Genomic DNA, 25,240 nt, shown 5'->3' with positions numbered 1-25,240 from the left:
AGTCATGGCCCCGGCTGTCGGCGCTGAACCCCTGACCGGGGACGTTCAGAGCAACATTTGAGGTTCCGCCGGACCCGCTACGGCTGCCGCGCGACCGCCCACGCGCCGGGGTCCCGGCCGAGCAGGCGCAGGGTCGCGGTGAGCGGATCCGCGCCCGGCGGTACGGCGAGCGGCGGCGCGAAGGCGAAGCCCGGTCCGCGTCCCACCGGGTTCGTCGGCACGAGCAGGGCGACACCGAGGGCGGCCTCGAGCACGGCGGCGGGCAGCGCCGGTGTCGTACCCAGAGCGGCGGCCACGTCCCACGCGTGCACCACGTAGTCGACCAGGTGGAACCCGAGGGCCACCCGTCCGGGCACCACGCGCCCCAGCTCGGGCAGCGCGAACTCCCGCCCGACGACGTCCGGTTCGGCGAAGGCGGCCAGCACGCTCATGGCGGCGACGCGGTAGGTGGTCGACGGGTCGCGCATGTCCTCGGGCTCCCGCCAGTGCGCCCTCTCGCTCCCGGCACCCCGCGCGGCGGCCGCGAACCCGTGGTGCTGGGCGGCCATGTGCGCCACGAGACTCCGCAGGGTCCATTGCGCGCACGGGGTGTCGCGCTCCCAGTCCTGCTCCCGGGCCAGCTCCACCAGCCGTACCGACTCCTGCACCGCGATCCGGTCGAGCTCGACGAGTTCGGCTTCGTTCGCTCCGGTGATGTCCATGGCGCCGAGGATAAAACTGTGCGAACGATCGTGCTACTAGTTTCCGACGATCGTATCCGGTCATAAATCTCCTAAGGTTCACGGGACTTGAGGCACGACCGACGGACCCGCAGCGGCGGCCCGCAACCGCGACGCGATGGCGATCCGGGCGCGGCGATAGGCGGTGCCGTCGTCGTGCAGCACGGAGACGACGTTGGCGGTCTCCATCAACGCGATGAGCTCGAAGGCGAGTTGCGGCGCGTCGGTGTCGGCACGCAGCTCACGGGTGTCGTCGCGGGCCTCGGTGATCGTGCGCTCGATGTGGGCGGTCCAGTCCCGCTGGGCCCGGACGATCGCGTCGTGGACGGGCCCCGAGCGGGCGTCGTACTCGGCGATCACGCCGTAGAAGAAGCAGCCGCCGGGAAAGACGCGGCCCTCGGAGTAGTCGAGCCACAGCTCGCACAGCCGCCACAACCGGGCGAGCCCGACGGGGGTGTCGGCGGCGGGACGTACGACCTGCTCGACGTAGATGCGGGACGCCTCCCGGACCGTGGCGAGCTGCAGCTCCTGCTTGGACCCGAAGAGGGCGAACACGCCGCTCTTGCTCAGCTGCAGTTCGGTCGCGATGCGGCCCACGGACAGCGCGTCCAGCCCTTCGACGGAGGCGATGTCGACGGTCCGCCGCAACACCAGCTGCCGGGTCCGGTTCCCGCGTTCGACCCTGCCGTCGAGCCGGGTGCCGGACATGGCGACCTCCTGGGATGCGTGCGCGGGCGTACGGAAAGTGTGTGCGGAAGAGGGTAGCCGGGACGCTCCCACGTACGGGAAGCGCAGGTGCAGGAGTGACTCGCCGGGCCTGATCACGCTTCGCGGCCGAGTCCGCACCCACCCTGGAGGGCCGTTGCCCGCAGTTCCCTCACCAAGGCGCGCACGACTGCCGAGCCGGCCAGTTCGGAGGTGGTGACACAGCCGACCCGGCGTGTCGGGCGGTCGGGTCCGAGATCGGTGATCTCTACCGAGTTCGGTGCTCCGACCAGCGAGAGCGCGGGGCGGGACCGCACCGAAGCCCTGTCCGGCCACTCTGGTCAGCGGTTCTGAGCGGGAGAAGGACGAGCCGTGCCGTCCACGGCGCGGGGGCTCGCGGCGCCGCCTCCCGGTCAGTCGCCCCGCAGCGCCGGATGGTCCGCCACCACCGTGCAGCTGCCCGGGGCGATCTCCGTGAAGCCCGCGTCGCGTACCAACGGCAGGCCGGACGTGGTCAGTTCCTGCCAGCGCGACGGGGGAGCCGTGCGGACGGCGAGGGGGAAGCCGGCGTCGCGCCAGGCCGCTCGCTCCTCCTCCGGCAGGGCCCACCAGGCCAGTTGGGCGCCGTGGCCCGCCTGGGCCATCGCCTTGCCCGCCGACATCCCCAGGTCCGGGTTCAGCCACAGCACGGGAGCCGTCGGGTCGGCCTCCACCGGCGGCTCCGGGTCCTCCAGGTCCGTGCCGGAGACCTGCAGTCGGGCCAGATCCTTCGGCCAGCCGTCCAGCGGGACGGGAGGGAAGACCCGGACCTCCGCCGACTTGCCGGTGACCGTGATACCCGGCAGCGCCTCGGCCCGCCGCCACTCCGCGCCGCGCGCCCGCCGCACCACCTTGCGGATCCGCGCGTCCTGCCAGTCCCGCATCGCCCGCGCCCACTCACCCTCGCCCAGCGACCGCTCGTCGCTCAGGATCACGAGCACGGCACGCGCCGCCGTCTGAAGCGCGTCCGTGCGGGCCGGGGGAGCGGTGCGCTCGATCCGCACGACGAGCGGCAGCACGAACTGCGGCGCCTCGTCGCGCGCGATGCGCTCGGAACGGAACGGGCTGTCCTGGCGGGTCTGGTCACTGCTCACGGCGTCCAGTCTGCCAGGCGGAAGATCGGGGGATTCCGGTGGCGGGTGGGGGCCTGCCGGCTCACCCGGAGCAGGCCGTGCGCTGGGCCTCCTGCCATTCGCAGACGGGGCACAGCGTGATCCCCTTGTACGACTCCGGGTACTCCGTCGGCCGGCGGCACAGCACGCACTCGGCGAACGGCGGGCCGCCCGCCTCGGGCGCCGGGTCCGGGGTCCCCGTGTCGCAGTAGGCGGCCATGTCTCGGTCATCGCTCATGCCCCCAGCGTAGGCACACCCGGCGCGATCCCTACCGGCGCCGGCCCGCGGCCCCGATCAGTTCGGAGACCTTGACGAACCGGTACCCCTGCTTGCGCAGCTCGGGCACCACCGCCCGCACCGCCTCCTCCGTCACCGGCGCCGCGCTGCGGGTGCAGTGCATGACCACCACCGAGCCCGACCGCACCCCCTCCAGCACCTGCCGCGCGACCCGGCTCGCGTCCGTGGCGAACGCGTCCCCGCTCACCACGTCCCACTGGACGACCGTGACCCCGAGGGGACCGATCGCGCGCAGGGCCCGGTCGTCGTAGCAGCCGCCGGGGAAGCGGAAGTACGGCATCACATGGGGCACGCCCGCCTTGCGGATCGCCGTGAAGGCGCGCTCCACGTCCGGGCGCAGCTGCTTCTCGGGCAGGACCGGCAGGCCGAAGCAGCTCCGGGTGAAGGAGTAGTGGCTGTAGGAGTGGTTCCCGACCTCGAAGAGCGGGTCCTCACCGATGTCCCGCGCCTCGTCGGGGTACTGGTCCGCCCAGCGCCCCGTCATGAAGACGGTCGCCGGAACCTCCAGGTCCCGCAGCGTGTCGATCAGATCGGGGTTGTCGAACGCCTCGCCGTTCTCCGCCCGGTCCCCCTGATCGGCGGTCATGTCGGCATCGAAGGTGAGGGCGACGGTCTTGTCGCGCGTCGCACCCTTCTGGAAGACGGGTGCGAGTCCACCGGGTCCCGGCGCGGGCCTGGGCGGCGTGCCGTCGGCCGCCGAGGAGGAGCCGGGGTGGTCGGTGGCGCCCAGGGCGGGGTGCCGGGGGGCGTGGTCGGCTCCGCAGGTGGCGAACGCGGCGCCGAGGGCACAGAGGGCGGCAAGGCAGGCGATACGCCGCACAAGAGGGATCACCGTACGAACGTAAGGCGACGGATACCGTCAAAAGCGGATGTATCGGGCGATCCCGGTCGTAGTGGTCCCTCGTGTCACCCGCCCGGCCGGGACCGCGGCCGGACCGCGCCCTGCGCCAGCAGTTCCCGGTACTCGTCCACGTCGAACTCCGCCGCCGGGTACTGAGGATCCAGCTCGCGCAGGTGTTCCAGCAGGAGCCTGCTGACGGCCCAGTTGCGGTACCACTTGTGGTCGGCCGGGACCAGGTACCAGGGCGCGGCCAGGGTGGTGCAGCGGGTCAGGGCCGTCTCGTACGCCCGCTGGTAGGCCGGCCACAGGGCCCGTTCGTCGAGGTCGCCGGGGGCGAACTTCCACCGCTTGCGCGGCGTGTCGAGACGTTTGAGCAGGCGGCGCCGCTGTTCCTCGTAGGAGATGTGCAGGAAGCACTTGATGATCGTCACCCCGTCGTCCGTGAGGGACGTCTCGAACCCGTTGATCCGGTCGTAGCGGCTCTCGATCTCGTCGTACGGGGCCAGCGAGCGGACCTTGGCGATCAGCACGTCCTCGTAGTGCGAACGGTCGAAGATGCCGATCTCGCCGGGTCGCGGGAGCGCCTTCACCACACGCCAGAGGAAGTCGTGCCGCTGCTCCTCGGGCGTCGGCGCCTTGAAGGCGTGGATGCGGCAGCCCGCCGGGTCGCACACGCCGATGACGTGCTTGACCGTGCCGCCCTTGCCGCTGGTGTCCATGCCCTGGAGCACCAGCAGGATCCGGCGGCGGTCCCCGGCGGTCGCCCCGGCCCACAGGCGTTCCTGAAGGCCGGCCAGGTCCTTGCCCGTACGGGCGGTGGCCGCGAGTCCGGCGGCCTTGTCGCCGGGGGCGCCGGGCGTCGCCCCGGCGTCGTGGGCGCTCAGGTCGACGGGCTCGCCGACGGGGAGGCGGAGCAGGTCACGCAGGGGGGCACCGTCGTGGGCGCCGCCTACCGCCGGCTGCGTCTCCTCCTCGCGCTTCTTCGCCATGGCGCACCCTCGGGGGGACGGCCGCACGCATCCGGGCCCTAGAACGGCGGCGTCACCGCGTTCTCGGAGGACGACAGTGCGCGGGTCGCCTCCTCCGGGAGGTCGCGGGTCGCCTCCTCCGGGAGGTCGGACGTGGGCTCGCTCGCCGGCGGGGGAGCGAGAGCGTCCTCGGCCTCCGGTGTCCGGGCGGCCGCGGCGTCGTCCGGCGCCGCCTGCCCGGCCGTGACCGCCGGTGGTGCCTGTGTGGCCGTCGGCGAGGGGGCGGGGGCGCCGCCTGCCGCCGGCTGCGTCTCGTGCTGCTGTGCCGCCCGCTCCAGGAACCTGAGCAGTTCCACCGGGAACGGCAGCACCAGCGTCGAGTTCTTCTCGGCCGCGACCGCCACCACCGTCTGCAGCAGCCGCAGCTGGAGCGCGGCGGGCTGGGCGGACATCACTCCGGCGGCCTCCGCCAGCTTCTTGGAGGCCTGGAGCTCCGCGTCCGCGTTGATGATGCGCGCCCGGCGTTCGCGGTCGGCCTCGGCCTGCCGGGCCATCGACCGCTTCATCGCGTCCGGCAGCGACACGTCCTTGATCTCGACGCGGTCGATCTGCACTCCCCACCCCACGGCCGGACTGTCGATCATCAGCTCCAGGCCCTGGTTGAGCTTCTCGCGGTTGGACAGCAGGTCGTCCAGATCACTCTTGCCGATGATCGAGCGAAGCGAGGTCTGCGCCATCTGCGACACCGCGAATCGGTAGTCCTCGACCCGGATCAGCGCGTTCGCCGGATCGACCACCTTGAAGTAGACCACGGCGTCCACGCGCACGGTCACGTTGTCCCGGGTGATGCCCTCCTGTGCGGGGATCGGCAGCGTCACGATCTGCATGTTGACTTTCTGCAACCGGTCCATCACGGGAACGATCAGGGTGAAGCCCGGCGGCCGGGGAGAGCCGAGGAGCCGCCCGAAGCGGAAGACCACCCCGCGCTCGTACTGCTTGACGACCCGTGCCGCCGAGGCGAGGCCCACGAGTCCCGCGACGCCGGCCCCCACAAGGGCACCCACCAGCTCCTGGAGCATGACGACCCCCTCGTCGAGAGGCCTGGTATGTGTGCACTTGCCACGATAGTTCCGCCGGAGCCCACCAGGCGAGGGACAACCGAGGGCCACCGGTGCACAACCGAGGGCCCGCCGATGCACCACCGGCGGGCCCAAGGGGGTCGGGGGCCGAGCGGCCCCGGGTCGTCAGGTGCCGGACGCCATCTCCAGCGGCTCCGTGCCGGACGTCATCCGCACCGGCTCGGTCCCGGGCACGCTGTGCCGCTCCGCCCAGTTGTCCAGGGCCGTACGGCAGGCGTGGTCCAGGTGGTGCAATCCGGAGAGGTCCAGCTCCACGGGCCGGTCCTGCGGGAGGGCCTCCAGACTGTCGAGGATCTTCGGCAGCCGCAGGAACGTCGCATTGCCCGAAAGGTAGGCCTGGATGGGGCCGGCGCCCTTGTCGATGACCTCCAGCTTGACCTTCGACGCCTCCCAGGCGGTCTTGACGACCGACAGGGCCAGACCGATCAGCACGCCCTCGAACATGTTCACCGCGACGATCGAGACCGCCGTGACCACGAGGATCAGCGCCTCGCCCCGGTGCGACCGCCACAGCGACGCGACCTGCCGGAACGGGATCAGCTTCCAGCCGGCGTGGACCAGAATGCCGGCGAGGGCGGGAACGGGGATCAGCGCCAGGGCCCACGGCATCGCGGCGGCGAACAGCAGCAGCCACACGCCGTGCAGGACGCGGGATGCCTTGGTCTTCGCGCCCGCGTTGACATTGGCCGAGCTGCGCACGATCACCGCGGTCATCGGCAGGGCGCCGAGCAGACCGCACACCGTGTTGCCCGCGCCCTGGGCGATCATCTCCTTGTTGTACTCGGTGCGTGGACCGTCGTGCAGCCGGTCCACCGCCGCCGCGCTGAACAGGCTCTCCGCCGAGGCGATCAGCGTGAACGCGAGGATGGTGCCCCAGATGGCCGGGGAGGCCAGCTCACCCAGGGCCTCGGCCCCGGGCGGCCGGATGACGCCGAGCAGACCCTCCACCTTCACCGTGGCCACCGGCAGGCCGAAGGCGAGCGTGGCGACCGTGGCCAGCACGACCGCCGCGAGGGCACCGGGCACGGCCTGCGCGGCCTTGGGCATCCTCTTCCACAGCAGGATGACGGCGATGGTGCCCGCGCCGATCGCGAGCGAGGTCAGGGCCGCCGTGCTGCTCAGGACGTCGACGAAAGCTCCCGGCAGCCCCGCGATCTTGCCGACGCCGGTCTTGGGGGCCTTCAGTCCCGCCGCCGCGTATATCTGGCCGGCGATGATCACGAGCCCGATGCCGCAGAGCATGCCCTCGACAACGGAGACGGATATCGCCCGGAACCAGCGGCCCACCTTGAGAAAGCCCATGGCGAGCTGGAGCAGGCCGGCCACCAGCACGATCACGCCGAGCGCCGGCACACCGAACTCGCTGACGGCCTCGAAGACCAGCACGGTCAGGCCGGCGGCCGGCCCTGACACCTGAAGGCTGCTGCCGGGCATGAACCCCGTGACGAGCCCGCCCACGATGCCGGTGACAAGTCCGAGCTCTGCCGGGACGCCGGAGGCGACCGCCACGCCGACGCACAGCGGCACGGCGACCAGGAAGACGACTATGGAGGCGGCGAAGTCCTGCCTCAGGTAGGGAAACTTGGTCATCGGGCCGCTCACAGAGCCTCGAACGTGTCGGTCTCGGTGCGGTGTTCGTGCACCGATCCGGTGTGGACCTCGTAGTACCAGCCGTGCAGGCGCAGCTGACCCGACTTCAGGCGCTGCTCGATGCACGGGTACGAGCGCAGGCGCAGCAACTGCGCGAGCACGTGGTTCTGCACGGCCTCCGCGACCGTCGGGTCGTCCGCGGCGGACGACCGCGGCTCGGGCGCGGCGTGCGCGAGCCAGTCGCGCACGGCCGGTACGGCGGTCAGGTCGTCGCCGCGCACCAGCGCGCCGACGGCTCCGCAGTGGGAGTGGCCGCAGACCACGACGTCCTGGACGCCGAGGACTTCCACGGCGTACTCGATGGTGGCCGCCTCGCTGGTGGGGTGCTCGGAGGCGTACGGGGGCACGATGTTGCCCGCGGTGCGCAGTTCGAACAGTTCACCGGGCCGGGCTCCGGTGATCAGCGCGGGCACGACCCGGGAGTCGGAGCAGGTGATGAACAACACCTGCGGGGACTGGCCCGCGGCCAGCCGTGCGAACTGCTCCGGGCGCTGACCGTGCGCACGGGCGTTGTCGATGAGGGGCTGCATTGTCAGTTCCTCCTGGCGCGCCCTGGATGGCGCGTCGGTGTACGAAACATGGCAGATGCGGGTACGGCGACACGACCCACGTCGACGCGCTCGGCCAACGTGGCGTGGTGAGGGGAGGTCGTGTCAGCCCGTACCGGGTGAAGGGCTCAGCAGCGGAACACCTGGAGTGCCGCGGCGGTGTGAGCGGTCGAGGATCTGGATATGCGCAGCGCGCCGGGAGAGGCGGCCGGTGGCCGCACGGCCGTGACGTCGCGTGCCAGCGCTACGAGAGCGGGGGCCTCCGGAGTGGAGTCCGCCGCCGCGCGGTGCCGGTCACGGGTACGCAGCGGGCCGGTGGGGCCGGCCGGTCGGCCGTGGTCGCCGCAGGTGACGACCTCGTCCGTCTCGTCGGCGCGCTTGACGGTGACCGCCTCCGGCGCTTCGACGGCCCTCACATGGGCCTGGTGCGCGGAGGCGGCGAAGGACGCGGTGGGTGCGAAGAGCTGCAGGGCGAGCAGGACGGCGGAGAGGATCGTGAGCACGAACCGGACCGTCGCACCGCGTACCATGCGCCTCCTTCCCCTTGCCAGCGTCCGCCGAAGGTGTCTGGCCAACACGCTAACCCGGCAACCGCCTTTGCAGGGTTAACTTTACGTTTCAGGTAAAGGAAAGCCCAAAAATCGAGGTGGGCGTGGCCTGAAGTCGTCGCTGGCGCACGTCAGTTTGAGTCTGCTATGCGTGAACGGGCCTGTGGTGCTACTGGTCCTGAACGAGGCTCGCGGCGTCCCGTGCGAGCGCGGTGAGGCGGGAGATGGCGCGGAAGTACTTCTTTCGGTAACCGCCCTTCAGCATCTCCTCGCTGAACAGCTTGTCGAACGGCAGCCCGGAGGCGAGCACCGGCACCTCGCGGTCGTAGAGCCGGTCCGCGAGCACGACGAGCCGCAGCGCCGTCGACTGGTCGGGCACCGGCCGGACGTCCGTCAGGCACACCGCCTTCAGCCCGTCGGTCAGCGCGCCGTACCGGCTGGGGTGCACCCGCGCGAGGTGGTCGAGCAGCTCGGGGAAGGCGTCGAGCGAGGCGCCCGCGGTGGCGTACGCCGCCTTCGTCACCTGCGCGTCGGTGTACGGCGCCGGCGCCTCGGGCAGCCCGCGGTGGCGGTAGTCCTCGCCGTCGATGCGCAGCGTGCGGAAGTGGGCGGACAGCCCCTGGATCTCGCGCAGGAAGTCGGCCGCGGCGAAGCGGCCCTCGCCGAGCTTGCCCGGCAGGGTGTTGGAGGTGGCGGCGAGCGCCACGCCCGCCTCGACGAGCTTGCCGAGCAGGGTGGAGACGAGGACGGTGTCGCCGGGGTCGTCCAGCTCGAACTCGTCGATGCACAGCAGGCGGTGGCCGGAGAGTGTCCGCACGGTCTGCTGGAAGCCGAGCGCGCCGACCAGGTTCGTCAGCTCCACGAAGGTGCCGAAGGCCTTGAGTGAGGGCTCGGCCGGGGTGGCGTGCCACAGGGAGGCGAGCAGGTGGGTCTTGCCGACGCCGTAGCCGCCGTCGAGGTAGACACCGCGGGGGCCCGCGGGCGTCTTGGGGGCCTTGCTCCTGCCGAACCCGAGGAACCCCCGCCTGCCGGTGGACTGCGCCCCGCCGAGCCCGGTCGCGAAGCCCTCGAGGACACGGACGGCCTCGCTCTGGCTGGGCTGGTTCGGGTCCGGGACGTACGTCGAGAAGCGGACCGAGTCGAAGCGCGGCGGAGGCACCATCTCGGCGACGAGCCGGTCGGCGGGGACGTGCGGCTCGCGTGCGCACAGGGACAGCGGGGCCGCGTCGGCTATCGGTTCGGTCCGGGAGGCGGCGGTGGAGGACGACACGCTTCCCCACTGTACGTGTCGTGCCAGACTGCACGACATGCGACGCCTGTTCCCTGTGACCGACGAAACAGACGAAACGGCGGCCCGGCCGGGTGCTCCGGCCCTGGAAACCGGGCAGGCGCCGGGCGCGGGCGCGGCGGGCGGCTCCGTCGACCGCGAGTGGTCGCTGGAGGAGCTCGCCGCGGCCTACGCCTACCCGGAGCCCCCGCCCGGCGGCCGGGAGCCCTGGCTGCGCGCCAACATGGTCTCCACGCTGGACGGTGCGGCCCAGCACGAAGGGCGGTCCCACCCGATCTCCAGCGCTGCCGACATGCGGATCTTCGGCACGCTGCGGGGGCTCGCGGACGTGGTGATCGTGGGTGCCGAAACGGTACGGCAGGAGGGGTACCGTCCGGCACGCGAGCGTGAGGCCTTCGCGGCGATGCGGGAGGCGGCCGGACAGGGCCCGGTGCCCGCCATCGCCGTGGTCAGCTCCAGCCTGGAGCTGGACTTCTCCTGGCCGCTGTTCACCTCGCCGCTGGTGCCCACGCTCGTGCTCACCGGGGCCGCGGCGGCCCCGGACCGGGTGGCGGCGGCCGAGAAGGCGGGCGCCCGGGTGGTGATCGCCGGGGACGGCATGGGTGTGGACCCGGTGCGCGCCGTACGCGCCCTCGCGGAGCTCGGCATGACGCGGCTGCTCACCGAGGGCGGGCCACGTCTGCTGGGCCAGCTGGTCGTCTCCGGGGTGCTGGACGAGCTGTGCCTGACCGTCTCCCCGATGCTCACGGCGGGCGACGCGCAGCGGATCGCCGGAGGCCCCTCGCTCACGGTGCCCAAGCGCTTCGCGCTGGCGTCGTTGCTGGAGGAGGAGGGGTTCCTGTTCAGCCGGTACCGCCGGACCTGAAGGCGGGAGCGCACGGGGCGTTTGATGGCGGAAGCTCCCGATGTGCGGGGACAGCGCGGAATCACCCGTTCCGTTCAATGTTCGGTGGGCACACTAGTTCTCGCGGATCCCGTGCCGGTGCCGGGGCAGGATGGTTTCCGCAAGGGCCGTGACGGCCCACCGGGAAAGGCCCGCGGTCCATGGAGGAGAAGGGCGCCTGTCGTGTTCACGAGCGTACTGATGATCGAGAAGGCCCTCACGTCCGCCGACGTGGAATTCGTCACCACTTTGCACGGTGACGAGCCGGTCTCCTTCCACGTCCTGCTGCAGCCCCGCGGCGACCAGGCGGACCGCCTGCTGCGGGCCATCGACGACATCGCCCTGGGCGAGCTGGACGAGGCGGCGCACGAACGGGAGACACCGGAGGGCAAGGACGCCGCCGAGCTGGGGCGGCAGGCCCTGGAGGTGTCCCTGGCCGCGCTGCGTGCGGCGGGCGGCGCGGCGGAGGGGCGCCTCATCGAGGACCACCCGCTGGACGCGCTCAAGGACCTGGTCGGCGAGGTCGGCGCGGACGAGGTGATCGTGCTGACCGACCCGCACTACGTGGAGGAGTTCTTCCACCGCGACTGGGCGTCCAGGGCACGGCACAAGGTGGGCGTGCCGGTGCTCAAGCTGTTCTCGCACAGCAAGGCGTGAGCGTCACCGGGACCCGGTCGTGACGCACTAGGGTGTGTCGCTGAACGTCCGCCGTACCAGCACTCAGGAGACACGCATGGCACCCGGCCTCCCCACCGCCATGGACCGACCGCACTTCATCGGCATCGGCGGCGCCGGAATGTCGGGCATCGCGAAGATCCTCGCGCAGCGCGGGGCCAGGGTGGCGGGCAGCGACGCCAAGGACTCGCCGACCGCCGAGGCCCTGCGCGCGCTGGGCGCGACGGTGCACATCGGGCACGCGGCCGGGCACCTCGCCGACGACGCGAGCTGTGTCGTCGTCTCCTCGGCGATCCGGGAGGACAACCCGGAGCTGGCTCGCGCGGCCGAGCTGGGCATCCCGGTGGTCCACCGCTCCGACGCCCTCGCGGCCCTGATGGAGGGCCTGCGCCCGATCGCGGTCGCCGGCACCCACGGCAAGACGACCACGACGTCGATGCTCGCGGTGTCCCTCACCGAGCTGGGCCTGAAGCCGTCGTACGCGATCGGCGGCGACCTGGACGCCCCCGGCTCGAACGCCCTGCACGGCGAGGGCGACATCTTCGTGGCGGAGGCGGACGAATCGGACCGCAGCTTCCACAAGTACGCCCCCGAGGTCGCCATCGTCCTCAACGTCGAACTCGACCACCACGCGAACTACGCGTCGATGGAGGAGATCTACGAGTCCTTCGAGACGTTCGTGGACCGCATCGCCGAGGGCGGCACGCTGGTGATCTCGGCGGACCACGAAGGTGCACGCGAGCTGACGCGGCGCGTCACGGCGCGCGACGTGACGGTGGTGACGTACGGAGGGGCTCAGGACGCCGACGTACGGGTCCTGTCGGTCGTCCCGCAGGGCCTGAAGAGCCAGGTCACGGTCCTCCTCGACGGTCAGGAGCTCACCTTCGCGGTCTCCGTCCCCGGCCGCCACTACGCGCACAACGCGGTCGCGGCCCTGGCCGCGGGCGTGGCGCTCGGCATCCCGGCGGCGGAGCTGGCCCCGGCCCTGGCCGCGTACACGGGGGTGAAGCGCCGCCTGCAGCTGAAGGGCGAGCAGGCCGGCGTCCAGGTCGTCGACTCCTACGCCCACCACCCCACCGAGATGACGGCGGACCTGGAGGCGATGCGGGCGGCGGCCGGCGAGTCCCGCATCCTGGTGGTCTTCCAGCCCCACCTGTTCTCCCGCACCCAGGAACTGGGCAAGGAGATGGGCCGGGCGCTGGGGCTCGCGGACGCCTCCGTGGTCCTCGACATCTACCCCGCCCGCGAGGACCCGATCCCGGGCGTGACCAGCGAGCTGATCATCGAGGCGGCGCGGGCGGCGGGCGCGGACGTGCAGGCCGTCCACGACAAGGCGGAGGTCCCCGCGGTCGTCGCGGGAATGGCGAAGCCGGGTGATCTCGTTATCACCATGGGGGCGGGCGACGTCACGGACCTCGGCCCGCGGATCCTGGACCGTCTCGCACAGAGTTAAGGGGTTGGCCTTCATGTCGTACGACGTCGACAAGCCGGACGAGCAGTGGCGCGCGGAGCTGACCCCGGCGGAGTACGCGGTCCTGCGCCAGGCCGGCACCGAGCCCGCCTTCACCGGTGAGTACACGGACACCAAGACCAAGGGTGTGTACTCCTGCCGCGCCTGCGGCGCCGAGCTGTTCACCTCGGACACGAAGTTCGAGTCCCACTGCGGCTGGCCGTCCTTCTACGACCCGAAGGACACCGACGCGGTGGAGCTCCTGGAGGACCGCTCCCACGGGATGGTCCGCACGGAGGTGCGGTGTGCCCGCTGCGGCTCGCATCTCGGGCACGTCTTCGAGGGCGAGGGGTACCCGACGCCGACGGATCAGCGGTACTGCATCAACTCGATCTCCCTGCGCCTGGTCCCTGACGAGGGTTGATCTCACGGGTCGACGGCAAGGGGTCGTCTTCGCCCGTTGAGCCGTCGGTACAAGGATGACCGACCGGGCCGGTGGTCAAGGGGGGCGGGGGTGGTGGCCCCAGCGGTCCCGTCCCTCCGCTTCGGCTGCCGAGGGACGGCGGTGTTTCCGGGGGCGCTCGTCGTCCCCGGCTCCGTTCTCCTCGCTGTCGAGCCTCGTCGCGCTCTCGGCCTCCTCCGGCGCGATTCTCGTCACCATCTCGGCGAGCTGTCGGCACGCCTGTTCGATCTCCATCCGGTTCTGTCTCTGCTCGCTGATCGTCGCACTGAGGAGCAGCGCCGTCAGCGCCACCGAGCCGTTGAAGGCCTGGAGCGTGATCATGCCGATGAGCAGGTGCTGACCCGCGAAGGGGCCCGTTCTGCGCGCCGCGGCGAGGATGGCGAACGTCGAGACGGCCAGTGCGCAGGGTGCGGCCCCGGCCCGCTGGAAGCGGAAGGCCGCCCAGATCAGCACCGGCAGACCGAGGAAGAGCAGCGGTACGCGACCGGCCTCGAGGAACCCGACGCCGATGGTGGTCACCAGCAGCAGCGATGCCTCCAGCCACCGGGACGGCGGCACGTCCCTCGGCCGGCGCGCGGAGCGCAGCACCAGCAGGACCGGCGCGACCAGCAGCACCCCCATCGCGTCGCCGGTCCACCAGACCGACCACGTCGGCCAGAACGCCCCGGTGGACAGCGCACCGGCGAGCAGCAGGGTGCAGCCGCCCACCGTCGCGCTGAGGAGCATGCCGGTGAAGGCCCCGAGGAACACCAGCGCCAGCGCGTCGCGCAGCCGGTCCATCTCGGTGCGGAACCCGGCGCGACGCAGCAGCGCGTACGAGCACAGCGGCGCGAGCGTGTTCCCGGCCACGATCGCGAGCACGGCGGGGATCGACGGCCCCAGAGAGACGTTGATCGCAAACGCGCCCAGTGCGATCCCCGGCCACACCCGGGGACCGAGGAGCAGCAGCCCGGCGACCGCGATCCCGGTCGGCGGCCACAGCGGGGTGACCTGGCCGCGCACCAGTTGCTGGAGCAGCCCCAGCCTGCCCGAGGCGTAGTACAGCGCGGCGATGACGCAGATCTCCAGGGCGGTCACTGCACCGCGCCGGAGTCTTTCGTGCCGCGCGACGGACATCGGGTGTCCTCCCATCGGCTCGCCCCCCGTAGTCCATCGTCCGTCGGCGGCTCGCGATCCACCATGCGGTGACCGACCGAAGCGGGGTGCGCCTGCTTCCGGGTGTTCCTCAGGGCGCCGGGGTGCGCACGGCGAGGATGGCCATGTCGTCGTGGCCGTCGCTGGGGCCGTGGTCGGCGAGGGCGTGGACGAAGTCCTCCAGGGGCAGGCCCGCATGGGCGGTGGCGAGACCGGCGAGCTCGTCCAGGCACTCGTCGATGGGCCGGCGGGGGTGTTCGACCAGACCGTCGGTGAAGAGGACCACGGTGCTGCCCGGTGGCAGTGGGTGGATGTGGTCGGGGCGGGCCTGCCCGGTGTCGACCCCGAGGGGCAGTCCGGGCTCGGCGAACAGGTACTCCGCTTTCCGGCCGGGGGCGATCACCAGGGGTGGGACGTGGCCGGCGGCGCTCCAGTGCAGTCGCCACCCCGGACCGTCGGGTTCGATGCGCGCCAGGGTCGTGGTGGTGACGGGGGTGTCGGTGATGCCCTGCACGGTGCGGTCGAGCTGGGCGAGGATCGCGCTCGGCGGAGTGCACCGGTCGAAGAGCAGGGCGCGCAGCATGTTGCGGGTGGAGGCCATGGCAGCGGCTGCCTCCAGATCGTGGCCCACCACGTCGCCGATGACGACCGCCACCGCGTCGTCGGGCAGCAGGATGGCGTCGTACCAGTCGCCGCCGAGCCGGCTCGGCTCGGCGGCGGGCCGGTAGATGGCGGCGGCGGTGAACGGCCGCAGATCGGGCAGGGCCGGCAGCAGAAGCCGCTGGAACTTCTCGGATGTGTTGCGCACCTGCTCGAACAGGCGGACGTTCTCGAGCGCGATGCCGGCGGCGCCGGCCAGGGCGACGACGATGTTCTCGTCATGGACGTCGAAGGGCCGACCGTCGCGCCGCTCGGACAGGTAGAGGTCGCCGTAGATCTCGCCGCGCACGGTGATGGCCACGCCGAGCAGGGTGTGCAGGCTCGGGTGGTCCGGCGGGAAGCCGGCGGAGGACGGGTGCGCCGGGATGTCGTCGACCCGCAGGGGTTCGGGGTGGCTGATCAGGTGCCCGAGGAGGCCCCGGCCCTCGGGCAGGCCGACCTCGGCCACCAGGTGGGCGTACTCCTGCTCGGACAGGCCGACGGCGATGAACTCGCTCAGCGACTCACCGGACTCGTCGAGGATTCCCAGTGCCCCGTAGCGGGCACCCACCAGCTCCATGGCGGTGGTCACGATGCGGTTCAGCACCCCGGGCAGCTCCACCTCCCGGCTGATCGCCACCACGGCGTCCAGCAGCCCCTGCAGCCGGTCCATGGCCGCGACCAGGGCACGCAACTGCTCGTCGATCCGGGCCAGCTCGTCGCGCAGCCGCAGACGCAGGTCGTAGGTGTGCGCCTGCCGTGGTGGCCGCCTCGGTCCGGTCATGACGGACGCCCTTGCGGCCACTCACACGGACGGTACACACCGGCCTCCTGGCACGACCGTGATCGAACGGGACGGCACCATGGCACGCCCCGGCAGTGCAAACCACCTGTATCACCGCAAAAGCTACATGTTGTCGCCCTCGCCCGAAAGGCCGGCCGCCCAGGGTGCCGCCGGGGCGGGCCGCGCGGGCCGGGAGTCCGGGGGCCGGTGTCCAGGTCCGCGTGGCGGAGATCATCACAATGCGGCAGCAACAGCCGACTACCGGCGGTCACTCACTTGACCACAGGCGGTCACCCGCGATTGGCTCCGGCACAGCGCGAGCCACCGAGCCGATCGTCCCCGGCTCACTCCGCTCTTCCCGTACGACCGCCGTCCTCTGGCTCGGCTGCACAGCGAGGTGCCGCACCCCCATGAAGACCCCTCCCCCTCCGCACAGCTCCCGCAGAGCCCCGCTCGGCACCGCCCTGACCGCCGCCCTCGCCGCCTGCCTGCTGCTGGCCGGCTGCTCCGGCTTCGGCGGTGCCGGATCCGACGCCGACGCGAAGGCGTCCGGCCCCGGCCGGCTCAAGGTCGCCCTGGTCACCCACGGAGCCAAGGACGACGCCTTCTGGGAGCTGGTGCGCAAGGGCGCCGAGGCGGCCGCGGCCAAGGACGGCGCCGAGTTGACGTATGCGGGAGACCCGGACCCGGCGGGACAGGCGGAGTTGGTGCGGGACGCGGTCAAGGACCGGGTCGACGGCATCGCGCTGACACTGGCCAAGCCGGACGCGATGAAGGGCGCGATCGCCGACGCCAGGGCGGCGGGCATCCCGGTCGTGGGGCTCAACTCCGGGATCGACGCCTGGCGTTCCGAGGGCGTACTGGAGTACTTCGGCCAGGACGAGCGCGTCGCGGGCCGCGCCGTCGGCGACAAGCTGGACGACCTCCACGCCCAGCACGCCCTGTGCGTCATCCACGAGCGCGGCAACGTCGCGCTGGAAGCGCGCTGCGCCGGGGTGAAGAAGGCCTTCGGCGGCCGGACCGACCTGCTCTACGTGGACGGCACCGACATGAACGCCGTGACCGGCGCCGTCGCCGCCCAGCTGCGGCAGGACCCGACCATCGACGAAGTGGTCACGCTGGGCGCGCAGTTCGCGCTCGCCGCGGTCAAGTCGGTGCAGCAGGCGGGCAGCAAGGCGCGCGTCGCCACCTTCGACCTCAACACCGACCTGGTCAAGGTCGTGCAGAACGGGAACGTGCAGTTCGCCGTGGACCAACAGCCCTACCTCCAGGGCTACCTCGCCGTGGACTCGCTGTGGCTCTACAAGACCAACGGCAACGTCAGCGGCGGCGGCACCGCGCCGGTGCTCACCGGTCCGGCCTTCGTCACCAAGGCGAACATCACCTCGGTGGCGAAGTACGCGGCGGGAGGTACCCGCTGAGCGGCCACCCGGTGCCCCAAGCAGGCGCTGGTCCCAAGAAACGCCGAAACGATACGGTCCCTGTCGGTGCGCCAGGTCACACGGACGGATAACATCCTGCGCACCCCTGTGTCGCACCGGACACGCGCTCACCCCTCGCGTCCGTCCCCCTTCCCCGTACCCATGGACCGCTCTAGGACCACGATGTCTCGACGGACACCGACACCTATCCGGCGCCGTCTCGGCTCCATACGCCTCTCCCTGATCCTCCTGGCCCTGGTCCCCAGCGTCACGCTCGCCGCCGTCTGGGGTGTGACCACCACCCAGATGTTCTCGGAGGGGCTGCGGCTGCGCGCGCAGACGGAACTGAGCCGGTCCACCGGCGCCATGGGCACCGAGGCGGCGCTCGCCCTGCAGCGGGAGCGGCAGCTGTCCGCCGCGTGGCTGGCCTCCCCGCACGGCTCCCGGGCCGCCCTGGACGCGCAACGCAGGGCGACGGACGCGGCGGTGGCGCAGCTCACCGGGCAGGCCGACGCCATCAAGCGGGCGCCCTCGCGCATCAAGGACCCGATGTACTCCGTCGTCGCCTCGGTGGGCAGCCTGGAGTACTACCGCGACCAGGTGGACCGTCCCACGGACATCACCGCCCAGCAGGCGCTGGACCAGTACACCGCGATCATCGGCCGGCAGATCCAGGCCTTCCAGGAGCTCTCCCAGGTCGACGACGGCGACCTCACCTCCCAGGCGGGCCCGCTGGTCGCGCTGGAGAACGCCGCGGAGCTGGCCTCCCAGGAGGACGCGGAGCTCACCCTGGCCTGGCCGTCGCGCCACATGGACGACGCGTCGTGGGACCGGTTCATGCAACTGGTCCACGCCCGCCGCTGGCTGGTCCAGGAGCAGATCGTGCCCTCGCTCCAAGGGAGCATGAAGACACAGGCCGAGCGCATCCTCCAGTCGCCCGAGTGGGCGACCCTGCAGAACGTCGAGGACCAGGTGCTCGCGGCCCGGACGGCGTCCGGCGCGCGCGGGATCGCACTGCCGGACGCCCGGCAGCGGTGGAGCACCGCGATGAACACCCTCGCCGACCAGTACACGGCGCTGATCCGGCAGCAGACGGCGCAGCTCCTCGACCGCAGTGGCGCCACGGCGCACGGTCTGCTGGTCAAGGCCGGCTCGCTGAGCGCGGGAGGGCTCGCCGCCCTCCTGCTGTGCGTCGGCATGTCCTGGCGTATCACCCGCTCCCTGTCCCGGCGGCTGCGCGGGCTCAGGCTCGCCACGCTCTCCCTGGCCGAGGAGCGGCTGCCCGACGTGGTGGCCCGCCTCGAGCGGGGCGAGAAGGTCGACGTGGAGTCCGCCACGCCACCGCTCGACTACGGACGCGACGAACTCGGCCAGGTGGCACAGGCGTTCAACACCGCCCAGCGCACCGCCGTGCACACCGCCGTCGAACTCGCCGAGACCCGGCGCGGTTTCCAGAAGGTGATCCTCGGCATCGCCCGGCAGAGCCAGAACCTGGTCAACCTGCAGCTCAGCAAGCTGGACGCGCTGGAGAGACAGCACCAGGACCCGGACGTCCTCAAGGGGCTGTACGAACTGGACTCCACGGCGAGCCAGTTGCGCCGCTACGAGGAGAACCTCGTCATCATCAGCGGCGAGCAGCCCCGGCGCAGCTGGACCGAACCGGTCGCGCTGATCGACATCGTGCGCAGCGCCGTCGGCGAGGTCGCCGAGTACCAGCGGGTCGAGGTGCACACCGACGAGGACGTGTACCTGTCCCCGCCCGCGGTGGCCGACCTGATCCACCTGCTGGCCGAGCTCATCGACAACGCGACCGTGTACTCGCCCGCCCCGAGCCCCGTCGAGGTGCGGGCCGCACTGGTCGCCAAGGGCCTCGCCATCGAGATCGAGGACCGCGGCCTCGGCATGTCCGAGGACGACTACGCCCAGCTCAACGCCCAGTTGGCGGTGGCCCCGCAGTTCGACGTGGTGGCCCTCGCCGACGACCTCAGGCTCGGCATGTTCGTGATCGCCCGCCTCGCCACCCGGCACGGCATCGCCGTGACGCTGCGCCCGTCGCCGTACGGCGGGACCACGGCGATCGTGCTCGTCCCGCACGACATCGTGGTGCGCGAGGCACCCGGAACCTCACAGGCGACCGACGCCGAGCCCGCCCGGGAACCCCGGCACGCCCGCCCGGCGGCCCGCACCACCGGGACCGCTCCCGCGGCCGACGCCCGGCGCCGGGAGCCCACCCGGAGGGAAGACGCCGTGCACAGCGATGAGGCCGGGCGCTCCGGAGGGCTTCCCCCGCTGCCGCGCCGGGTGCCGCAGACCAGCCTGGCCGCCGAGCTGCTCGAGGAGGCCGCGCCCGCCGAGGGGGACGGTGTGCTCGACGAGTTCACCGCCGAACGCGCCGCCTCCTCCCTCGCCGGCTTCCAGCGCGGCACGCTGCGGGCGCGTGACGAGGGCGCCCTGGAGCAGTACGACCAGGAGGAGCCCGCCGTGGCCGACGCACCCGGGGCCGCACCGAAGTCCACACCGCTCGCCGACCGCTCGTGAAGGACACCGACATGACACGCTCCCCTGCCACGCACAGCCAGCTCGACCAGTTGCTCACCTCACTCGTGGACCGGGTCGCCGGGGTCGCCCACGCGGTGGTGCTCTCCGAGGACGGACTGGTCGTCAGCCACTCCACCGGATTCGTCCGCGACGACGCCGAACGGCTCGCGGCGACCGCGTCCGGCCTGATGAGCCTCAGCAAGGGCGTCAGCATGGACTTCCGTGGCGGCCCGGTGCGCCAGGCACTCATCGAGATGGCCCACAGCTATCTGATCCTCACCCAGGCCGGGCCCGGCGCCCACCTCGCCGTCCTCACCGGCCCGGGCGCCGACGTGGGGGTGGTGGCGTACCAGATGAACATGCTGGTGAAGAAGATCGGTGAGCACCTGAGCGCGGCACCGCGTGCGGGCGTCGGCGCGTCCGACAGCGGCGAGTGAGGTGAGCGGAGGCGACGCGGCGGGCCGGCTGGTCAGGCCGTTCACGCTGACCGGCGGACGGACCCGGCCCAGCCGCGCCGACTTCACCCTCATCACGACGGTGACGGCGGTGGACCCGCCGCCCGCGTGGGCGCCGCGGCTCCAGCCCGAGCACGCGCGGATCCTGAAGCGGTGCGCGGAGCCGATCGCTGTGGCGGAGCTCGCGGCCCATCTCGATCTGCCGGTGAGCGTGGTCGTGATCATGCTGTGCGATCTGCTGGAGGCGGGCCGGATCACCATCCGCCCGCCGCACCCCGTCTCCCGGACTCCGGACCTTCAACTGCTGCAGAAAGTGAGGGACGGCCTTGGCCGGCTCTGACACCGCCACCCCTCCGGCGCCGGCCCCCGACACGGTGAAGATCCTCATCGCCGGGGGCTTCGGCGTCGGCAAGACCACCATGGTCGGGTCGGTCAGCGAGATCGTCCCGCTGCGCACCGAGGAACCGCTCACCACCGCCGGGCTGGACGTCGACGACCTCGCCGGCATCGAGGAGAAACGGGCCACCACCGTGGCCCTGGACTTCGGCCGCATCACGATCGGCCGGGACCTCGTGCTGTACCTCTTCGGCACGCCCGGTCAGCAGCGGTTCTGGTTCATGTGGAACGACCTGGCGATCGGCGCGCTCGGCGCCGTGGTGCTCATCGACGTCCGCCGCCCGGAGTCCAGCTTCGCCGCCATCGACTTCTTCGAACGCCGCGGCATCCCCTTCGTCGTCGCCGTCAACGGCTTCCACGGGCAGCACCCCTACCCGCCCGAGGAGATCCGGGAGGCCCTGGCGCTGCCCGAGCACGTCCAGGTGCTGCTGTGCGACGCGCGGGAGCGCGAGTCGTGCCGGGACGTCCTCATCGCCCTGATCGACCAGTTGATCGCCTCGGTGGTGTGACTGGGCCTGGCCGAGGGCCCCGACGCTCCGTCAGTCCAGCGCGTCCGACAGGCGTACGAAGGTGCGACCGTTCGCCAGCAGCCGCGGTACCGCGGCGGCGATGCCCCGGGCGGTGCCGCCCTCGGGGTGGTTCATGTGGCAGATGACGATGGAGCCGCCGGGCGCGGACCCGACCGTGGTGCGCACCTGCTCGGGGGTGAAGGTGGCGCCGCCGTCTCCGTTGACCGAGAAGCTCGCGAAGCGTTCCCCGAGGTCGGTGACGATCCGTGCCGCGACGTCGTCGCAGTAAGCGGTGCCGGACCGGAAGAAGCGCGGCGGGGCGCCCAGCAGCCGGGTGAGCTCGGCCCGGTTGCCGGCGATCTCGTCGTAGACCTCTCCGGCGTCCCGGGTGCCGGGGATGCCGTAGGCGGAGCGCCCGGTGACGGACAGCGGGCGGTGCCGGGTGCCGTGGTTGGCGATCTCGAACAGCGGCTCGGCGGCCAGCCGGCGGAAGAGGGCCGGGTTGGCGTCGATCCAGCGGGAGTTGATGAAGAGGGTCGCCGGTACCTCCCGGCTGCGCAGGAAGTCGATCAGGGCCTTGTCGTAGCCGTCGCCGCCCGGGCCGCCGCAGGCGTCGAAGGTCAGCGCGATCTCACGCTTGCCCTTCGGCAGCGTGTGCACCACCCCCGGGGCCTGGAAGCCCCAGGTGTGCGGCACGGCATGACCGTAGCGGGCCACGATCTCGGCACGGGTCACCGCCGTCGCCGTCGCCGTCGCCGAAGGGGTGGGCGCCGGGGTGGCCGTGGCGTTCGGTGCGGGCGCGCCGGGCGGGCCGGACGTGGGCGTCCCGCCGCTCGTCGCGCTCTTCCGGCCCGCGCATCCGGCGAGCACGCTGGACGCCATGGCGGCCAGCACGGCCCGGCGACCGGTCGTCATCCACACTCCCAGCTGGTCGAAAGGTCGGCGACGGACAGCCGCCGCACCACCGCAACCGTACGGGGCGGAAGATCCACGACCGGAAAGGCACCGGTAAGGGTTCCCCAACAATCCGGTCACACCGCCCGGTGGCACCATGCGGCGTCGTACCCTTGACCGGCCGCGCAGACGTCGCCTGCCGTGGCATCAGCTCCGACGCCGGGACCGGGAGGAGGCGAGATGGACAGTAGTCCGGGCCATAGTCGGCCCCGTTCCGCGTTGTCCTGGTCGTCCTTCCGCGGCCCGGGGCAGCACGTGCTTCCCCGCTGACCGCCCGGCGACTCGAGCCGGTGCCGCACGCGGCCCCGCCGGGCCGCGTGTTGTCGTGTGCGCACCAGCGGGAAGGCGGCTGCCACGGGCCGCCCGGTGCCCCGCCCCGACGGGGCGAGGGGGTGTTCCTCATGGCTTCCCACACGCTGCTCATGTCCACCGGCGCCCGGCTGCGTGACCGCCGCGTCCGTCTGGAGCGACGCGCCACCGCCTCCAAGGCGGTCCGCGGCTCCCTGGTCTCCCTGGCCGGACTGGTCGGCGGACCCGTCACCAACCAGGCCGGCGAGGAGGTCGGCCGCCTCGTGGACGTCGTCGCCCGGCTCTACGGGGCGGAGTCGTACCCGCCCGTCACCGGGCTGATCCTGCGCATCGGGCGGCGGCGCACCTTCCTGGCCGCCGACGCCATCGGCAAGGTGCACGCCGGACACGTGCGGCTGCGCGCCGCCCGAGTGGACCTGCGGGACTTCTCCCGCCGCCCCGGCGAGGCGCTGCTGGCCAGGGACGTCCTCGACCACCAACTGGTCGACGTGGACGGGGTCCAGGTGACGCGCGCCGCCGACCTGTACCTGGCGCCGCTCGTCGACCGCGTCGTCCTGGTCGGGGTGGACGTCTCGCTGCCCACCCTGCTGCGCCGGCTGGGCCCGCGCCGCTGGCAGGCCCGGCCGACTCCCGAGCGGGTCCTGGACTGGCAGGCGGTGGCCCCGTTCGCCGAGGAGGCCACGGAGGGGCCGCCCGAGGTGCGGTTGCGCGCCTCCCGGACCGCGCTGCACCGGCTGCGCCCGGCCGACCTCGCCGACATCCTCGAGGACCTCGGCCGCGCCGAACGGCAGCAACTGCTGGGCTGGCTCGAGCCCGAACAGGCCGCCGACGCACTGGAGGAGATGGAACCGGCCGAGCTGGAGGCCCTGCTGCGGGAGGCGCAGCCCGAGCACGCCGCCCGGCTGGTGGACGAGATGGAGCCGGACGAGGCGGCCGACGCGCTGCGCGACCTCACCCCGGAGGAACGCGAGTCACTGCTCACCCGTATGCCGGACGACCGGTCCGCGGAGCTGCGCCGGCTGCTGGCGCACCGGGAGGGCACCGCGGGCGGCGCCATGACCACCCTGCTGATCACCGTTCACCGGGACGCGACCGTGGCCCAGGTGCGGGCCCGGCTGGCCGAGCAGGCCGAGCACCGTACCGAGATCGACGCCGTCGCCGTCGTGGACGACGAGGGCCGGCTGCTGTGCGACATGGCGCTGTTCGACCTGGCGGTGGCCGAGGACGCGGCCCCGGTGGCCGATCTGGTGGCCTGGCGGGCCCAGTTCGGTCCTCCGGTCACCGTGCGCGCGGACACACCGCTGTCCGAGGCCGCCGACCAGCTGGTCGCCGCCCGCGCCTCCTCGCTGCTGGTGGTCGACGACACCGACCGTCCCCTCGGCCGGATCCTGGCCGACGACCTGCTCGACGCCCTGCTGCCCGAACGCGGGCGCGTGCACTTCAGGAGGTTCCTCCAGTGACCCGCGACCTTCACACGCCCCCGACGACCACGGCACCGGGCACCACCGGCGCGCCCGCCGCCCGCCCCACGGGATGGCGCCGCCTGACCATGGTCGCCGCGATCGCGGGCCCCGGGCTGGTCGCGGCCAACGCCGGCAACGACGCGGCCGGGATCGCCACCTATGCCTCGGCCGGCTCCCAGTTCGCCTACGGCACCCTGTTCTTCATGGTCCTGGTGACCGTCGCCCTGGTGATGGTGCAGGAGATGGCCGTCCGCCTCGGCGCGTACACCGGCAAGGGCCTCGGCGCCCTGATCCGCGAACAGTTCAGCCTGCGCCTGACCGCGCTCGCGGTGTTCTGCCTGCTACTGGCCAACACCGGTCTGGTCGTCAGCGAGTTCGCGGGCATCGGCGCCGCCTTCGAACTGCTGGGGGTGCCCAAGTGGGCGGTCATCCCGCCGGCCGCGATCCTGCTGTGGGCGCTGGTGCTGTTCGGCTCCTACCACTGGGCCGAACGCATCTTCCTGATCATGTCGCTGGCGTTCTTCGCCTATCCGGTCGCGATGATCCTCGGCCACCCCGACTGGGCGGCGGTCGGCCGCCACCTCGTCGTCCCGCACGTCGAGCCGAGCAAGGACTTCATCCTGCTCGCGGTCGCCCTGATCGGCACCACGGTCAGCCCCTACATGCAGTTCTACGCCGCCGCCGGTGTCGTCGACCGCGGCGCCAAACCCGCCGACTACCCGCTGATCCGCGCCGACGCCGTCCTCGGCGCGGTGTTCGCCTGTGTCATCAGCCTGACCATCATCATCGCCACCGCCGCCGCGATCGGCGGCACCGGTCCGCTGAACTCCGCCGCCCAGGCCGCCGAGGCGCTGAAACCCGTCGCGGGACAGAACGCTGAACTGTTGTTCGCGCTGGGCCTGATCGGTGCCTCCGCGCTCGCCGGAGCCGTCGTCCCGCTGTCGGCCAGCTACGCCATCGGTGAGGCCGCCGGCGTGGAACGCTCCGTCTCGCGCAGCTTCCGCGACGCCCCGCTCTTCCTCGGCCTGTTCACCGCCCAGATCGTCCTGGGCGCCACCCTGGCCATGACCCCGATCGACGTCATCCGGCTGCTGATCGGCACGCAGGTCCTGCAGGGCCTGATCAGCCCGGTCGTCCTGGTCTACCTGCTGGTGCTGACCAACCGCCGCACCGTGCTCGGACCGGCCGCCAACGGACCCCGCTACCGCATCGCCGCCACCGCGGTGGTCGTCGGCGTGGCCACCATGTCCACGATCCTGCTCGGGCAGACCGTCCTCGGCTGGTTCGGCCTCGCCTGAGTCCCCCCCGTGAG

At 72.2% G+C, this 25,240-nt stretch carries 25 protein-coding genes and 1 pseudogene; 11 read left to right on the top strand and 15 right to left on the bottom strand.

From position 1 onward, the window contains the following. Positions 1–77 precede the first annotated feature (77 nt). The 12 genes and pseudogenes from SY2F82_RS08655 to zapE all read right to left on the bottom strand — a co-directional run bounded on the left by SY2F82_RS08655 (position 78) and on the right by zapE (position 9,837). On the bottom strand, positions 78–701 hold the full coding sequence (locus SY2F82_RS08655; protein ID WP_200418368.1) for a TIGR03086 family metal-binding protein: 624 nt from the start codon (positions 699–701) through the stop codon (positions 78–80). 78 nt (positions 702–779) lie between these two features. Then, positions 780–1,427 (bottom strand): TetR/AcrR family transcriptional regulator, encoded by a 648-nt coding sequence (locus SY2F82_RS08650; protein WP_200418367.1) that lies wholly within the window; start codon positions 1,425–1,427, stop codon positions 780–782. Positions 1,428–1,540: 113 nt separating this feature from the next. Continuing rightward, positions 1,541–1,729: pseudogene (locus SY2F82_RS38730) on the bottom strand (hypothetical protein); the annotation flags it as partial. 108 nt (positions 1,730–1,837) lie between these two features. Continuing rightward, positions 1,838–2,557 carry an aminoacyl-tRNA hydrolase gene (locus SY2F82_RS08645; RefSeq protein ID WP_200418366.1) on the bottom strand — a complete coding sequence of 240 codons (720 nt, stop codon included), beginning with the start codon at positions 2,555–2,557 and terminating at the stop codon, positions 1,838–1,840. A gap of 61 nt (positions 2,558–2,618) precedes the next feature. Next, positions 2,619–2,813, bottom strand: a complete 195-nt coding sequence (locus SY2F82_RS08640; protein ID WP_200418365.1) for a hypothetical protein — start codon at positions 2,811–2,813, stop codon at positions 2,619–2,621. Positions 2,814–2,844: 31 nt separating this feature from the next. Further along, positions 2,845–3,705: a polysaccharide deacetylase family protein gene (locus SY2F82_RS08635; RefSeq protein WP_200418364.1), complete on the bottom strand. Its 861-nt coding sequence runs from the start codon at positions 3,703–3,705 to the stop codon at positions 2,845–2,847. Between the two features lie 74 nt (positions 3,706–3,779). Beyond that, positions 3,780–4,703, bottom strand: coding sequence for a PPK2 family polyphosphate kinase (locus SY2F82_RS08630; RefSeq protein ID WP_200418363.1), 924 nt, complete (start codon positions 4,701–4,703; stop codon positions 3,780–3,782). A 38-nt stretch (positions 4,704–4,741) separates the two neighbouring features. Beyond that, positions 4,742–5,761, bottom strand: a complete 1,020-nt coding sequence (locus tag SY2F82_RS08625; RefSeq protein WP_236041277.1) for an SPFH domain-containing protein — start codon at positions 5,759–5,761, stop codon at positions 4,742–4,744. A 165-nt stretch (positions 5,762–5,926) separates the two neighbouring features. Then, the gene (locus SY2F82_RS08620) at positions 5,927–7,411 is read right to left on the bottom strand and encodes a SulP family inorganic anion transporter (RefSeq protein ID WP_200418362.1); all 1,485 of its coding nucleotides are present in this window, start codon (positions 7,409–7,411) and stop codon (positions 5,927–5,929) included. An 8-nt stretch (positions 7,412–7,419) separates the two neighbouring features. Next, the gene (locus SY2F82_RS08615; protein ID WP_200418361.1) at positions 7,420–8,001 is read right to left on the bottom strand and encodes a carbonic anhydrase; all 582 of its coding nucleotides are present in this window, start codon (positions 7,999–8,001) and stop codon (positions 7,420–7,422) included. Positions 8,002–8,147: 146 nt separating this feature from the next. Continuing rightward, positions 8,148–8,549, bottom strand: a complete 402-nt coding sequence (locus SY2F82_RS08610; RefSeq protein ID WP_200418360.1) for a hypothetical protein — start codon at positions 8,547–8,549, stop codon at positions 8,148–8,150. Positions 8,550–8,736: 187 nt separating this feature from the next. Continuing rightward, positions 8,737–9,837 carry a cell division protein ZapE gene (zapE, locus tag SY2F82_RS08605; protein ID WP_200418359.1) on the bottom strand — a complete coding sequence of 367 codons (1,101 nt, stop codon included), beginning with the start codon at positions 9,835–9,837 and terminating at the stop codon, positions 8,737–8,739. A gap of 37 nt (positions 9,838–9,874) precedes the next feature. Between zapE and SY2F82_RS08600 the strand changes: the two genes are divergently transcribed. From SY2F82_RS08600 to msrB, 4 genes are all read left to right on the top strand, one after another. Further along, on the top strand, positions 9,875–10,720 hold the full coding sequence (locus SY2F82_RS08600; protein ID WP_200418358.1) for a pyrimidine reductase family protein: 846 nt from the start codon (positions 9,875–9,877) through the stop codon (positions 10,718–10,720). A gap of 201 nt (positions 10,721–10,921) precedes the next feature. Continuing rightward, positions 10,922–11,395 (top strand): indole-3-glycerol phosphate synthase, encoded by a 474-nt coding sequence (locus SY2F82_RS08595; RefSeq protein ID WP_200418357.1) that lies wholly within the window; start codon positions 10,922–10,924, stop codon positions 11,393–11,395. A 76-nt stretch (positions 11,396–11,471) separates the two neighbouring features. After that, positions 11,472–12,866 (top strand): UDP-N-acetylmuramate--L-alanine ligase, encoded by a 1,395-nt coding sequence (murC, locus tag SY2F82_RS08590; protein WP_200418356.1) that lies wholly within the window; start codon positions 11,472–11,474, stop codon positions 12,864–12,866. A gap of 13 nt (positions 12,867–12,879) precedes the next feature. After that, positions 12,880–13,287, top strand: coding sequence for a peptide-methionine (R)-S-oxide reductase MsrB (msrB, locus tag SY2F82_RS08585; RefSeq protein ID WP_200418355.1), 408 nt, complete (start codon positions 12,880–12,882; stop codon positions 13,285–13,287). Between the two features lie 75 nt (positions 13,288–13,362). Here msrB and SY2F82_RS08580 read toward each other — a convergent pair whose 3' ends face one another. Then, on the bottom strand, positions 13,363–14,442 hold the full coding sequence (locus SY2F82_RS08580) for an MASE1 domain-containing protein (RefSeq protein WP_200418354.1): 1,080 nt from the start codon (positions 14,440–14,442) through the stop codon (positions 13,363–13,365). A 109-nt stretch (positions 14,443–14,551) separates the two neighbouring features. Continuing rightward, entirely contained in the window at positions 14,552–15,883 is a 1,332-nt protein-coding gene (locus SY2F82_RS08575; protein WP_200418353.1) for a PP2C family protein-serine/threonine phosphatase, read from the bottom strand. A 410-nt stretch (positions 15,884–16,293) separates the two neighbouring features. On the opposite strand from SY2F82_RS08575, the gene SY2F82_RS08570 reads away from it, so the two are divergent. The 5 genes from SY2F82_RS08570 (at position 16,294) to SY2F82_RS08550 (ending at position 21,202) form a co-directional block, all read left to right on the top strand. Next, positions 16,294–17,304, top strand: coding sequence for a substrate-binding domain-containing protein (locus tag SY2F82_RS08570; RefSeq protein WP_200418352.1), 1,011 nt, complete (start codon positions 16,294–16,296; stop codon positions 17,302–17,304). Between the two features lie 183 nt (positions 17,305–17,487). Continuing rightward, a complete protein-coding gene (locus SY2F82_RS08565) occupies positions 17,488–19,842 on the top strand; it encodes a nitrate- and nitrite sensing domain-containing protein (RefSeq protein WP_200418351.1) in 2,355 nt (784 codons plus the stop codon). 11 nt (positions 19,843–19,853) lie between these two features. Beyond that, positions 19,854–20,279 (top strand): roadblock/LC7 domain-containing protein, encoded by a 426-nt coding sequence (locus tag SY2F82_RS08560; RefSeq protein WP_103838841.1) that lies wholly within the window; start codon positions 19,854–19,856, stop codon positions 20,277–20,279. Between the two features lies 1 nt (position 20,280). After that, the gene (locus tag SY2F82_RS08555) at positions 20,281–20,637 is read left to right on the top strand and encodes a DUF742 domain-containing protein (RefSeq protein WP_200418350.1); all 357 of its coding nucleotides are present in this window, start codon (positions 20,281–20,283) and stop codon (positions 20,635–20,637) included. Then, positions 20,624–21,202, top strand: a complete 579-nt coding sequence (locus tag SY2F82_RS08550; protein WP_200418349.1) for an ATP/GTP-binding protein — start codon at positions 20,624–20,626, stop codon at positions 21,200–21,202. Before SY2F82_RS08555 ends, SY2F82_RS08550 begins: the two co-directional genes overlap by 14 nt. 30 nt (positions 21,203–21,232) lie before the next feature. Here the strand turns inward: SY2F82_RS08550 and SY2F82_RS08545 are convergent, their stop codons facing one another. Further along, a complete protein-coding gene (locus SY2F82_RS08545; RefSeq protein WP_200418348.1) occupies positions 21,233–22,117 on the bottom strand; it encodes a polysaccharide deacetylase family protein in 885 nt (294 codons plus the stop codon). Positions 22,118–22,557: 440 nt separating this feature from the next. Between SY2F82_RS08545 and SY2F82_RS08540 the strand changes: the two genes are divergently transcribed. Both SY2F82_RS08540 and SY2F82_RS08535 read left to right on the top strand, forming a co-directional pair. After that, positions 22,558–23,925 carry a magnesium transporter MgtE N-terminal domain-containing protein gene (locus tag SY2F82_RS08540; protein WP_200418347.1) on the top strand — a complete coding sequence of 456 codons (1,368 nt, stop codon included), beginning with the start codon at positions 22,558–22,560 and terminating at the stop codon, positions 23,923–23,925. Continuing rightward, positions 23,922–25,226, top strand: a complete 1,305-nt coding sequence (locus SY2F82_RS08535; RefSeq protein WP_236041275.1) for an NRAMP family divalent metal transporter — start codon at positions 23,922–23,924, stop codon at positions 25,224–25,226. The genes SY2F82_RS08540 and SY2F82_RS08535 overlap by 4 nt, the downstream gene beginning before the upstream one ends. Positions 25,227–25,240: the final 14 nt, after the last annotated feature.

Origin of the sequence: Streptomyces sp. Y2F8-2, from assembly GCF_014905555.1 — a bacterium.
In the GTDB taxonomy this organism is placed as follows: domain Bacteria; phylum Actinomycetota; class Actinomycetes; order Streptomycetales; family Streptomycetaceae; genus Streptomyces; species Streptomyces cynarae.
Note: the sequence above shows the minus strand (reverse complement) of the source record. Positions and strands in the feature narration are given on the sequence as shown.